The 13,528-nt window shown below is 54.4% G+C and carries 9 protein-coding genes; 6 read left to right on the top strand and 3 right to left on the bottom strand.

The genetic code is table 11. The features are described 5' to 3' along the window. Positions 1-142 precede the first annotated feature (142 nt). The 3 genes from EP25_RS0116980 (at position 143) to EP25_RS0116970 (ending at position 4,045) form a co-directional block, all read left to right on the top strand. On the top strand, positions 143-1,276 hold the full coding sequence (locus EP25_RS0116980; protein ID WP_031435001.1) for an XdhC family protein: 1,134 nt from the start codon (positions 143-145) through the stop codon (positions 1,274-1,276). Next, on the top strand, positions 1,257-1,871 hold the full coding sequence (locus EP25_RS0116975; protein ID WP_031435000.1) for a nucleotidyltransferase family protein: 615 nt from the start codon (positions 1,257-1,259) through the stop codon (positions 1,869-1,871). Before EP25_RS0116980 ends, EP25_RS0116975 begins: the two co-directional genes overlap by 20 nt. A 623-nt stretch (positions 1,872-2,494) precedes the next feature. Then, positions 2,495-4,045: a hypothetical protein gene (locus EP25_RS0116970; protein ID WP_031434999.1), complete on the top strand. Its 1,551-nt coding sequence runs from the start codon at positions 2,495-2,497 to the stop codon at positions 4,043-4,045. Positions 4,046-4,139: 94 nt separating this feature from the next. Here the strand turns inward: EP25_RS0116970 and EP25_RS0116965 are convergent, their stop codons facing one another. From EP25_RS0116965 to EP25_RS22585, 3 genes are all read right to left on the bottom strand, one after another. Next, on the bottom strand, positions 4,140-4,568 hold the full coding sequence (locus tag EP25_RS0116965; protein ID WP_031434998.1) for a nuclear transport factor 2 family protein: 429 nt from the start codon (positions 4,566-4,568) through the stop codon (positions 4,140-4,142). 108 nt (positions 4,569-4,676) lie between these two features. Then, positions 4,677-5,480 carry a dienelactone hydrolase family protein gene (locus EP25_RS0116960; protein ID WP_031434997.1) on the bottom strand — a complete coding sequence of 268 codons (804 nt, stop codon included), beginning with the start codon at positions 5,478-5,480 and terminating at the stop codon, positions 4,677-4,679. 218 nt (positions 5,481-5,698) lie between these two features. Then, complete coding sequence (locus EP25_RS22585) at positions 5,699-10,207, bottom strand: YCF48-related protein (protein ID WP_051906788.1); 4,509 nt, start codon at positions 10,205-10,207, stop codon at positions 5,699-5,701. A gap of 145 nt (positions 10,208-10,352) precedes the next feature. Between EP25_RS22585 and EP25_RS24080 the strand changes: the two genes are divergently transcribed. From EP25_RS24080 to EP25_RS0116940, 3 genes are all read left to right on the top strand, one after another. Continuing rightward, complete coding sequence (locus EP25_RS24080) at positions 10,353-10,481, top strand: hypothetical protein (RefSeq protein ID WP_268745421.1); 129 nt, start codon at positions 10,353-10,355, stop codon at positions 10,479-10,481. 317 nt (positions 10,482-10,798) lie between these two features. After that, positions 10,799-12,112 carry an IS1380 family transposase gene (locus EP25_RS0116945; RefSeq protein ID WP_031432630.1) on the top strand — a complete coding sequence of 438 codons (1,314 nt, stop codon included), beginning with the start codon at positions 10,799-10,801 and terminating at the stop codon, positions 12,110-12,112. A 230-nt stretch (positions 12,113-12,342) separates the two neighbouring features. Beyond that, positions 12,343-13,476, top strand: coding sequence for an aminotransferase class V-fold PLP-dependent enzyme (locus EP25_RS0116940; RefSeq protein WP_031434994.1), 1,134 nt, complete (start codon positions 12,343-12,345; stop codon positions 13,474-13,476). Positions 13,477-13,528: the final 52 nt, after the last annotated feature.

Raw genomic sequence — 13,528 nt, 5'->3', positions numbered from 1 at the left:
TAGCAATCCAGCATTCGATTGACAGCGAATTCGTCAATCAAGATCGGTGCTTTGTTTGAGCGACGACCTTACCTAACCGAATTTGGCAATAGTCGAGTAAACCCGGATAATCGAAGAATCTTCCCGACCACTGAATGATGCGATGCACCACACAAGTAATCATTTAATCGATGCCTACCGGCGCTTGCAGCAACGGCCTGAAACGCTGGTATTGGCCAGCATCATCGAGACCTCGGGCTCGACCTATCAAAAAGCCGGCGCCCGCATGCTGATTTCCCGAAAGGGCGAAATGACCGGCCTGCTCGGCGGCGGTTGTTTCGAACGTGATCTTGTGGAACAAGCGCAATCGGTGTTCGACAGCGGAGTTGCCAAAACAGTGTTTTACGACATGCGCGCCCCCGAGGACATGATCTGGGGTCTGGGTCTCGGCTGCAATGGCGCGGTCAGGGTTTTGCTGCAATTACTGCAAGCCGAGCGGGATTTTTCCCCGCTGAACGTCTTTGCCGATGTGGCCGAAGCCGACGAAAGCGGCGTGTTGGTTACCTGCTATGAATCATCCCACCCTAAATATACTGCGGAAGAAAACCTGTTCCTGCCCGCTTCGGCTCTGACCACGCCGACTTCATCGGACTTCGGAACTGAGCCGTTGATGGCGACGGCCAAGCAGGTCTTCTTGCAACAACAACCCCGCGCCGCCGAGCATTCGATAGAAGGCCGTCCCGTCAAAGCGTTTTACGATTTCATCGGCCCTCCATGCCGCTTGCTGGTATTGGGCGCCGGCGCCGATGCGCTGCCGCTGGTGCAAACCGCCGCTTCCTTGGGCTGGCGGGTCACCGTGGCCGATTACCGGCCCGGTCATATCGACAGCGCACGCTTTCCCCAAGCCGAAAAATTGTTGTTGCTGGCACCGGAAGAATTGAACGAAAAACTGGCGCTGAACCGTTTCGACGCGCTGGTGCTGATGACCCACAACTTCGATTACGACCGGCGTTATCTGCAGCGACTGGCAAACAATAATATTCCCTTCATCGGCCTGTTAGGCCCGGCGCAACGCCGGGACATGTTGCTGCAAAGTCTCGGCAACACGGCCGAACGAATCAGGGAGAGCGTCTTCGGTCCGATCGGTCTCGATATCGGTGCGCAAACGCCAGAGGAAATCGCCCTGTCGATCATGGCGGGCATCCATGCCGTTTTGAACGGCCGTGGCGGCGGCCACTTGGACAGCCGCTCAATGACCGCAATCAACGAGCAGGCCGATGACCTCATTCGCTGCTAATGCGCATGCGATCATCCTGGCCGCCGGCGCTTCCAGCCGCCTGGGCCGCCCCAAACAATTGCTGAATTGGCAGGGTCGTCCGTTGCTGGCGCATGCGATCGAGAATGCCGACGCCTTATTGCCCGGTCGTATCATCGTCGTGCTCGGCGCTCATGCCGACGCAATACAAGCCGCTGTAAAACTGCATAAGGTCCAGCTCGCTCACAACGCGGATTGGCAAGAAGGCATCGCCTCCTCGATCCGCGCAGGCATTAAGGAACTGCCGGCATCGGCCGAAGCGGCATTACTGCTGCTTTGCGATCAACCGTTGATCGGGCGGGAACACCTGCAACTGCTGCTGAACGCCCGGCAAAATAGGCCGTCCCGCATCGTCGCCAGCCACTATCATGATTCGGTCGGCGTTCCGGCCTTGTTTCCGGCCGAATATTTCGGGGAACTGCTAACACTCCAAGGCGACCGCGGCGCCAAGCGCCTCTTGCTCGAACATCGGGAAGTATTGGTGGAAATTCCTTTAAAGCAAGCGGAACTGGATATCGACGACACGGCAGACTTCCATCGGCTGTGCGGACTAAACATGCCGGAGAGGAAACCATGACCAACTTGACGATTATCGGAGAAAGCCACGGGATTAGAGCCTAATATTTACTTGTCGTTGGTGAAATTTCGGCGCAGGGGTGTGCACCAGAGGACGCCGTAAATCCATCCATGGAGGCTTTACGTCAGCATCCCTGCTGCCGAAACCTCTGCTAAACACCCCTGTACCGCCTTGGATAAGTGCCGAAATTTGAAACCAGGTAGATGTACCTCAGTTTGCAACGCATTTTTCTTGGCCAGCCGATAACGAGTAAGCAACCTGCCGTCCTCGCAATATGCTTTTAGTCTATTTGAATTAGTAGCGGCTCATTAACTATTGCCATAAAAAATGCTGTCACTTTAAGGTATTTAATCGCGCAGTCCTTATTTCACTGTCTGGTAACTGTAGCGATTGCCTTGCTTGCAATGAATGGGAACGATGCCTTCAATAATAAGAACACTGCATTTAAGGTCTGCGTCCGCTCTTTTACCGCAAATTGGGGGATTGACCCCATTGGCTCATCGAGACGCTTAAGGTACTCTGACGACCGTAGCTATTAATACATCAGAATACCTTCATTAACGATTATTAAACCAAAGCTCGATCTTAGGGTGTGAGCGAACGCATCAGCGAGATATAAACCCATGAAAACAAAAATAAAAAATTTGTGTTACCTGCGCAGTCCGGCGGTCCACGGAAAACGTTGCCGAGACCATTATGCATGGCTTATTGCTCCAATAACCCGGTTTTTGGCCATTTTATCGTTAAGTCTGGTCGTCACAGCTTGTGCGGTCTCTCCGGCCCTGTTGCCAATGGTCGATAGCGTTCCGGCAAGCCAAGCGACGGATATTGACGGCGTCTGGCGCCTATCGGTGAACGGCGCCAAAGTCCGTATCCAGGGGGGCCGCGCCTATGCCGTCGACGGCTGGCAACACCTGACATTCTGGATTTATCCCAACATGGTGGTCACGAAAGACATAAAACCGGACGGCGCCGGCGGTTATAGCGGCTATGACTTGGTGTTGTTGGGCAATTGGCAGGCCAGGCCGGCCGCCGACGGGGCTCTCGACGTCCATGTGGCATCCGCAATCCCTGTCTCGTTGAGACTGCTTCCAGTCGAATTGGATAATCCCGATGGGTTCGAAGGCGGCGATAGCTTTGACGACGACGATTATTCAGATGGGGGCCAGCCGGATGAGGAACCGGATTACCGAACACCGCCTCCCCCTGCTATTTCGCCCATCGATGGCGCGCGATTGGTCGGCGGCACCGTCGCCCAAGTCGGCAGAAACTGTTACCGGGACTTCGAACCTATGGGAAAAGCCATGTTGAAATACCAGGCATGCCAGATGGGACTCGGCAATTTCAATGCCTTGAAACGGACTTTGGCTGCCCGAAAAGCGGAGGATGCCAAAAATATTCTTGCCGCCAAAGCGTGTATCAACGAATTTAATAACCTTGTTAACACCGTTCGCCATAAAGGGTTCAAGTCGCTATCGCTGGGAGTATCCGGCGAACTCGGAGCCATCATCGGGGGATCGGGCGAGGCCTTCCTCGCTTCGAATCTCGACTTGAGCAGCCCGACGATGTATGGCTCGCTCGGCGCCGGCATCGGGTCGCAAGTAGGCGGCGGCCTTAACGGGGTAGTTTCGGTTTATTACGACAAAGCCGACAAACTCAGCGGCAAAGGCAAGAGCTTTTCCGTTTCATTGAAAGCCTTGGGCGGGGCCGGCGGGTCGGTAGGACTCAGTTCCGGCCGGTCGCCGCGATGCGAAAGTTTTTCCGCAACCGCCGGCGCCGGCGCCGAAGTCAATGCCGGATCGGTCAGTACGACGCGAACCTTTAAACTGATCCGTCTGCCCAAACCTGATTTTACCGCGGCATGTAAGGATGTATCGGTTCGGGCCACCAACCGCACCGGCAAGCAAATCAAGATCATCGATGTCGACTTTTACGATTACGTCAACAAACGCTGGCGTTCTAAAATCATCAAAAACAAGAAGGTTGCAAACGGCAGGACCTGGGCGAAAAAACTGCGTCTGCAAAAAGTCGGCGGCGATAAAACCAAACTTCGGGTGCAGTACCGCGTGAATGAGCGTAAGGGATTATTCAATAAATGGTCGAAGGTCAAGAACCGCATAACCGGAGCGAAGACATGCCGTGCCGGCATCACATTTGCCACCGATATCAGGTAATCAATGCGCCCCTTGAACCGATGGCAGAATGGGAGCGGCTCATTCGCGCTTGGCACGCTCCCTCAGTACTCGCGGATAAAGAATCCCGTCTCAGTTAAGTCGCTCGCGGCCAACGAAACTTCCGGTCTTCTTCCTCGATCGATAAGTCATTGATGCTGGCAAAACGGCGCTGCATCAAACCGTTTTCGGCAAATTCCCAGTTTTCGTTGCCGTAAGACCGATACCATTGCCCGGAATCGTCGTGCCACTCGTATTCGAAGCGCACGGCGATGCGGTTTTCCCCAAAACACCACAACTCCTTCTTTAGCCGGTAATCCAGCTCCCGTTTCCATTTGCGGTAAAGGAATTGTTTGATCTCTTCCCGCCCCTGCAAGAACTCCGAACGATTGCGCCACTCCGTATCCGGCGTATAAGCCAGCACGACCCGTTCCGGATCGCGGCTGTTCCAGGCGTCCTCGGCCGCCTGAATTTTTTGCTTGGCCGTTTCGAGTGTGAACGGCGGAAAAGGTGGTTTTGCTTCCATAAGGCCCCCGGCTTTATTTGCGCTAATGACTTTGCCATTATGGCCATTCGGCTTACTACTCACAATGCCGGACAGAAACTTTTCCGCTCATTGTGAAACAGAACCGGGTCAAGGCTTAGTGAAAACCCGTTTTAAAAACGCCTGCATTCTGCTCCAGGAATCCTGGTCTGCCTCGGCATTGTAGACCAGCGGCATGTCGAAGCGTTTGCCGAAAGCGTCGGCCTCGGGGTTAGTGAAGCTGTGCTTGACGCCGGGATAATTGACGAATTCATAGTTGACAGCCGCCTTTTGCATTTCCTGTTTGAAGGCGTCAATTTGCTCGGCGCTGACGAAGGGGTCGTCCGCTCCGTTCATGACCAGGACTTCCGCCTTGACCGTGCCCGGTTGCGCGGGAGTATCCGTGCCCAACGAACCGTGAAAACTGACCACGCCGGCCAGATCGGCGCCGCTTCGGGCCATCTGCAGGACGATGCCGCCGCCGAAGCAATAGCCGATCGCCGCGATCTTGCCGGAATCGACCGTCGATTGCCGTTGCAACAAGCGCATGGCTTCGTTAAAACGCGCTGTTGCCACGTTCATGTCGGCCAACGTCGCCTGCATAAATTTTTTCGCATCGTCGGGATGGTCGGCCAGTTTGCCGGCGCCGTACATATCCAACGCGAAAGCCGTGTAGCCCAGTTCCGCCAGCATGTCGGCGCGTTTCCTGGCGTAGGCGTTATGCCCCCACCATTCGTGTACGACCAATACGCCGGGCCGCTTGCCTTCTATCGCGTCGTCGTAGCTCACATAGCCCCGGAAAGGTTGGCCGGCAATCTGGTAATCGATCGTTTCGGAACGAATCTCGCCGCGGACGGCAGCGGTCATGCCGAACATCGCGACCAACGGAAAAATCACCTTCAAGATTTGGATCATAGTTACCTCGTTGTGCTTGAACAAATAAAGGCAGCCTCCAAAAATAACGTTATGCGAATTTTTCCATCCCATATTTTCAATAACTTACACACATCAAAATAGCCAAATTTTGAATTATTAGAGGCTGCCTAAAAAGATTATAAAGAAATCATGACGCATGAGAACGATCGTATTCGAAAAGCTGTTTGCAAAAATTTATGTCGACACGGCTTTTGGCGCTAACCCAATTCCCCGCCGCTCATCGCGTTCAAAAACAGCCGCCGTTGTTCGTCGCTCGCCAAGCTTTCGTCCCGAAAAGCGGCTTGATGTTGCTTGACCGTTTCCGCCAGTTTTTTGCTCAACTCCCTGCGCGCCGTGCTATCGGTATGTTCAGCGTCGCCAAGAGCGTCGATCAAGCCGTCAAAGTCTCGTTGCCGTACTCGCTCGAATTTCTCGGCGTCGGCGACCCAGGAGGGTTCGATGAAATACAACATATGCAACGCGACCAAGGCCGGTTCGGAAAAAACCGTCTGCCCGCCATTGTCTTGCTTGGCGTCATGTTTCCAACGCTGCCACAGACTGCGCGGCTCTTCGTCGATGCGGTAACGCATCGCCATGTAACGCAAATGATTCAAAAAGCGCTTGATCGTACGCGGTGTTTGCTTGCGCAGCAACAGCCATTCCTGCCAGATTTTCAACGCTTCGCGAAACGGCTTGGAGTCTTCGACGATACGGTCCGGTTTTCTGAACAACAGCGCAAGACCCGCCAACAGTACGGCAATCGCCAATACATAAGGGATATTTTCTGGCCAGGCTGCTTGATTGACGGCACCCGGAGAGAAACCGCCTGTTTCGCTTTCATGCTCGCGAGGCGCCATTATATCCTCAGGCGGTGAAACGGGTATTTCGGATTTAGTTTTTGCTTGCGCCGGCCTAAACTTGCGCAATAATAACTTGCCCTTGCCGTCGGCGAAGGTTTGCACGGCCAACCCTTGTTGCAGACTCTGCGGATCGGCGCGAAGCACCCATTCCAGAGCATGCGGGGATAAGGCCGAAGCTTTGCTTTCAAAGTCGGCTTTTGCCGCTGACAGCGACAAGCGAAGGCCTTGCTCGGTGGTGACCTCGAGGTCCTCTGCCGGCCACGCCGCCAGATCTTCTAAGCGTAATTGCTGTTCAGACACTTTTTCCGGCATCGGCAAATCATGCAGCAATCCCCAATATGTTCCTATGCTGATCATCGTCAGAAACGCCAGCATCGGCCAATTTCGCCGCAGATAACGCCCTAGCCTGACATACAGCTTGTCGAACTCCGACAATGCCAAGCTTTCTTTTTCCGGCACGGTCAATTTCAGCGCCTTGTTTTCGTCCAAAACCGGTACCGGCACTTCGATATTGATCATCTTTTCCAGATATTGCCGGGCGAATCTGCGCCTGTGTTCCACCGGATCGATCTCGGCCTCGGCACGACTATTGGAAAAGGATTCGGTCGCCAATTCCTTGAAGCCCAGTCCCACGCAAATCTGGACCCACTCCTTGGCCATGCCCAAAATGATATAACAATGGCCGGAAGACACCAGAAAATTGATCGCTTCCAATACTTCCAGGACATTTTCCTTGGCGCAGCGGTCGAGGTCGTCGATGAAAATAATCATCCGGCTCAAATCCAAAGATGCGGTGACATCCTGAAATTCCCGAGCGAACTGGTAGCGCGCGCCGGGATCGACCGATACGGCCTTTTGCCCTTCGCCGCCATGGACGGTCATCAACTTGAGCGGATTGAGCGCAAAACCCTGCAAACTTTTCAGAAACACGAACAGCGGCAATAAGGTGGCGCCGGTCGCGCCCAAGGCGAAAACGATCTTGAGTTGATTGGAAAGCTCGGTTAAATAAGTGTCCAACCAACTCATCAGGCGCATGAAGTGGCCGCTTTCGGCGGCGACGTAGGCGACCGTTGCCGACAACAGCAATACCATCAACAGAAAGATCAGCCAATGCCGCCGGCTGCGGCGCAACAACAAGCGCAAACGAAACAACAAACCGACCGGTCTCGGTCCGCTGAACTTGAGCCAGCCCGGAATTGCCTGCCTACGAATATTGGCGAACAGTGTCGCCAGCAATTGCTCGCTTTTCTGGTGATGCCAGGCGTTGAACCAGACGGTGGAAAACCCCCTGTCTTGTAAATCTTCATAAAGCAAATTCATCAAAGAACTCTTGCCCGTCCCCCACTCGCCAGTCACGGCAATGGTCAACGGTGGCTCCGTGCGGGGATTGCGCACGAACCGGGACAGGCCGCGGGCGATGTCGCTAAAGCCGAGCGGGTCGGGATCGCCGGTGTGCAAGGGACGGTCGGAAGCGAGCAGGTCGGCGATGGTTTCCTGTTTGACCGCCTGCTCCTGCCGGTTCCTCAGCGCCAGCCAAGTCAATAGAACGACACTCACACATAGCAGATAATACCAAGCGGCCGGATAGCGTTTATATGCCGGACTGCCCCAGGTGCTGCCGCCGTCCACGGTATAAAGCAAAGTGCCCCTGACCCCAACGCCCCAACCCTGGCGCGCATCGCTGAAAAACACCGAATTAAGGGCTTCCCCGGTTCCGCTGCTTTGCCCCGACCAAGTCTCTCCGCCATCTTCGCTATGAACGATCGTCCCGTGCCATCCCGCGGCCCAGCCCTGACGGCCATCGATAAACATGACCGAATTGAATGGTTCCTCGGTCCCGCTGCGCTGAGCAAGCCAACTATCGCCGCCGTTCTCGGTATGAAGCATCGTGCCGTTCCAACCCGCCGCCCAACCTTGCAGTGGGTCGACGAACATCACCGAATAAAGCGCCTGTCTGGTCCCGCTGTCTTGTCGGTTCCAGTTCAGGCCGCCGTCTTCGGTGTGTATGATGGTTCCATCCCAACCTACCGCCCAACCCCGTCGGGTGTCGATAAACTTCAACGACACTAACGTGTTAGTCGTGCCGCTGTTTTGTTTGCGCCAGGTTCGTCCGCCGTCATCGCTAGCGATCACGGTGCCGCCCAATCCTACCGCCCAACCCCTCTGCCGATCGACGAAGGTCACGGCAGCAAGCGCATTGGTCGTCCCGCTGTTTTGCGCCGACCAAGTATCGCCGCCGTCGCGGCTATGGACGATCGTGCCGTTTTGTCCCACTGCCCAACCCCATAGCTGATCGACGAACGTCACAGAATTCAGCACGTCCTGCGTTCCGCTACGCTGAATTTGCCAGCTTTTTCCGCCGTCTCGGCTGTTTAATATCGCACCGTCATAGCCGACGCTCCATCCTTTCCATCCGTCGACAAACGATACCGACGTGAGTGTATTGGTCGTTTGTTTGCTTCGCGATCGCCATGTCTTGCCGCCGTCATCGCTGAAAATGATCTGGCCTTCGGCACCCACGGCCCAACCTTTCCGGACATCGGCGAACGATATCGAATAAAGAGGTCCTTCGGTAAGGTCGCTTTGCACGAACCAAGTGTTTCCGCCGTCTAGGGTTCGCACAATCGCGCCATGAAATCCGCCGGCCCAACCTCTTCGGGCATCGACAAACGTTACCGATGTCAATTGCGCTCGCGTCCCACTTTTTTGTGACTGCCAATGATTACCGCCGTCGTCAGTGGCGATTATCGTACCGTATGCACCGACGGCCCAACCGTGCCGGGAATCGACAAAACTGACCGAATTGAGCTGCGCGCTCGAACCGCTGGACTGCGCCAGCCAATTGCGGCCGCCGTCTCCGCTATGAACGATCGTCCCCTTTGCTCCCACGGCCCAGACCAGACTCTTATCGACAACGCTAATGGCTGACAGCTTTTCTGTCGTTCCGCCGCGTTGCAACCGCCAAGTGTTGCCGCCATCTTCGGTATGGACGATGACGCCACGGCTACCCACGGCCCAACCCTGTAGCGAATCGCCGAAGCCGACCGCATGCAAGGCTTCCCGAGTTCCGCTGGTTTGCGTTCGCCAACTATTCCCGCCATCCTCGGTCGCTAAAATTGTTCCCCTATCGCCCACTATCCAGCCATGTCTGTCATCGAGAAAAATTACGGCCCGTAAGTCTGGTTGTTTTTCGCTTGCGCGTACAACTTCTTCCTGTTTGTTATCTTTTTCACTTGGGGAGCCGGCGCGCTTTTTTTCAATCGGTATAACCTGTTCGGAGAGTTGATTGGGGATATCCCTGCGCTCCGGGGTATTCAACCGGTTTTCCTGTGCCGCCGGCCGGCTCGAACTGGCGGTCGGCAAGCTTTTGTCCGGGGCAACTTTTTTATCGATTACAGTGGCCGGCTTTTCGTTACCATAACCGCTTTCCGCCGCATAAGCATCGGAAAGCAAAAAATCCAGCAAGCTCCGTTTCTGATTCAATTGGTCGGATGAATTGGAAGGGTCCGACGCTCGGTTTCCGGGGTAGTCCTGCCGCCGCCAGGTCAAGCCGCCATCCCTAGTATGAATGATCAAGCCCTGACCGCCGACCGCCCAGACCCGGCCGCTCTCGGGCAAGACATAGATGGAATTCAAGTTCGAGGATATTTTCGGCAAGCGTTGAAAAGGATTGATTTCGATCGGATAGAAAAATTGATCGCTCAGTGTAACCGGCGCATAGGGGTTCGCTCTGGGCGCTTGCGTGAAAGCCAGCCAGGAACCGATCAGCAGAATCAGAATCGCTGCCAGCAACAGCGACGCGGGACCAATGCTAATCCCCGGCAAACGAAATCGCGGCTGCCTGACAAATTTATTTGCTGCCGTCATAATCCCCTCTAACATAACGAGTTAGTATGATTACTTATACACTTTTCCCCACATGACGAAAAGGCTAGCCCATCTGCTACGAAAGATTTGCGCACTCGGAAACAAGCGCCCCGGGCAAAGACAAACAAGGTCGGATGCTGCCTTATTGGCGATCGAGGAACTGTTGTTCTGGACCGGATTGGCGGCCTTGTTGGCCGGTTCCGGTTGGATCAGCTTGTTGGGCGGAGTACTGATAGCGGCTTCCTTGATAATTGCTTTTCAGCTCTTCAAATGAAAGATCGCCGCTTCCTTGCACCAAGGCGATGCACCGACCGTGCATAAACAGCCGGCAAATGGTTCAAAAGCCACATAATCGCTAAAATCATGGCGCGATGACGACAAATATCGACGACCTTCTGTTAGCAATCAGACACTTATATATTGGCATAATGTTTGCTTTTTCAATCTCATGGCTTTGAGGATCGGAAAAACAGTGGGTTAACTTTATAAAGATTGCACTCTAACCCGAATATTTCATGATAGAGGCGGGCAAGTTTGTTGATATTTGATAAAATTCAGTTACTTAGATTGAATTTAACCAACAACTTGCCCATGACAAATTGTACTCCAGCTCAAATAGAATTTCCTCCCTTAAAACGCCGTAAAATAGACGCCCAATTCAGTGGTGGAGCGATCACCAGTGATGGCGGTGTGCTGTTGTTACGAGCGGTTGACCAGCAGTTAGGGTTAACCGAACGGATAGCGGCGCAGATTCCTGACGCCAGAGCCCCTGACCGCGTGCAACACTCTGTGATCAACCTGCTCCGTCAACGGGTTTATGGCTTGGCGTGTGGGTATGAGGATTTGAATGATCATGACACGCTCAGAAATGATATCGCCTTTCAGACGGCGGTGGAAAAGGATCAGACATTGGGCAGCCGATCCACCTTGTGCCGGTTTGAGCAGCAGGCGGATCGCGCCTTGATGTGGCGAGTTCATGAGGAGTTGCTGGCACAGTTTATCGCTTCGTATGAGACACCGCCGAAATCGTTGATCCTGGATTTCGACGCCACCGACGATCCGGTTCATGGCGAACAGGACGGACGTTTTTTTCATGGCTACTATCGGCACTATTGTTTCCTGCCGTTGTATGTCTTTTGCGGCCATCACTGCTTGGTCAGTTATCTACGTCCCAGCAATATTGATGGCGCCAAGCACAGCTGGGCGATTCTGGCTTTGCTGGTTCGGCGCTTGCGTCAGGCTTGGCCGGACGTTGACATCACGTTTCGCGGCGATGGCGGTTTTTGTCGCCATAAGATGCTGAGTTGGTGCGAGCGGCATCGCGTTCACTATATTGTCGGGTTGGCCAAAAATAAACGCTTAACGCGCTTAAGCCAACCCTGGATTGAACAAGCCCGGCAACAGTTCCAAAGCGAACAGCAGAAACAGCGTCTCTTTACCGATTTCCACTATAAAGCCGGCACCTGGAAACGCCGACGCCGTGTCATTCTTAAGGCCGAACACATGAGCCAAGGGAGTAATCCCCGCTATGTCGTAACCAATCTGGACGGCGATGCACAAACACTCTATGAAACCGTTTACTGTGCGCGAGGCGACATGGAAAACCGGATTAAAGAACAACAATTGGATCTGTTTGCCGACCGCACCAGTTGCAGCCTGTGGTGGCCGAATCAGTTTCGTTTGCTGTTATCGACACTGGCCTATACGTTGATCCATGCGATTCGCCGAATCGCCCTCAAAAATACCGAACTAGCGACAGCCACTTGCGCCACCATTCGCCTGAAATTGTTTAAAATCGGTGCCGTCATCATTCGTAACACCCGTCGTATTCGACTGCTGTTCAGCAGTCAGTATCCGTTTCAATCCTTGTTTAAATCCGTTTGTCAGCGCCTGTGCCCTGATTAGTACAAACAAAGTGCTGTGCCCGGCACGCTGATAAACAATGGGGTAAGGGGAAGTTGCGCCTGAAAAACGGAAATCAATGCTTAATTCCCTTTTTGACCGCTCAATTTCTCCTTACGATCGCATGTTTTAAAACAAACGAGGGTTTCGATAGGGTTTCAAGGGACTGATGAAATATCCGGGCTAAGCCTTTCAATTTTGTCCTTGTCAACTTTAAACGATGGAGATAAATGATGCCCGCTTTACGACCAGAAATAGACCCCGACGGCTTGCTCGAATACTCGGTGGTCTTTACCGACCGTTCCCTGAATCATATGTCGAAAACATTTCAGGCCGTGATGCAGGATATTTCCTCGACATTGAAACAGGTCTACAACGCGGAGGCGGTCGCCATCGTCCCGGGCGGCGGCAGTTTCGGCATGGAAGCTGTGGCGCGGCAACTGGCCGGCGGGCAAAAATGCCTAGTGATCCGCAACGGCTGGTTCAGCTATCGCTGGTCGCAGATTCTGGACATGGGCCGGATTGCCGCCGAAACGGTGGTGATGAAAGCCCGGCCGAGCGAGAACTGTTCACAACCGGCTTACGTCCCGGCCCCGATCGATGAAGTGGTCGACGCTATCCACCAGGAAAGACCGCAGATCGTCTTCGCTCCGCATGTGGAAACGTCCTCCGGCATGATATTGCCGGACGATTACATCCAAAGCCTTGCCGAGGCCGTTCATGCGGTCGGCGGCGTGTTGGTATTGGACTGCATCGCTTCCGGAACCCTCTGGGTGGACATGCAGGCCTGCGGCGTCGACGTGCTGATCAGCGCTCCGCAGAAAGGTTGGAGCGCCTCGCCGTGCGCCGCTTTGATCATGATGAACAGCGCCGCGCGGAAGCGAGTGGAAGCGACTACCAGCAGCAGCTTCGCCGCCGATTTACGTAAGTGGCTGCACATCATGCAAGCCTATGAAAACGGCGGGCACGCCTATCACGCCACCCTGCCGACCGATTCGTTGGCCCGTTTCCATAAGGCCATGCAAGAAACCGAGGCATTCGGTTTCGACGAAATCCGCCAGGCACAATGGTTACTGGGCGGCAAGGCGCGCGCCTTGCTCGCCGAACACGGCTATAAAAGCGTCGCCGCATCCGGCTACGAGGCGCCCGGCGTCGTGGTTTGCTACACCGATGACGCCGACATACATAACGGCAGCAAATTTCTGCAACAGGGATTGCAAATCGCCGCCGGCGTGCCGCTGCAATGCGGCGAACCCGAGGATTTTAGAACTTTCCGCCTGGGGCTGTTCGGCCTGGACAAACTGCAAAACATCGACCGTACGCTCAGACATCTGGAAAATGCGTTACAGGCCGTAACCCCGCCTTGAGCCTCGCATGTCGGCAGATGCTCATCGCATCGGCCTTCCCTTTTCCGCGCTT

The organism is Methylomarinum vadi (assembly GCF_000733935.1).
Taxonomy (GTDB): Bacteria; Pseudomonadota; Gammaproteobacteria; order Methylococcales; family Methylomonadaceae; genus Methylomarinum; species Methylomarinum vadi.
The sequence above is the reverse complement of the archived record's forward strand: the minus strand, read 5'-3'. Positions and strand labels throughout refer to the sequence as shown.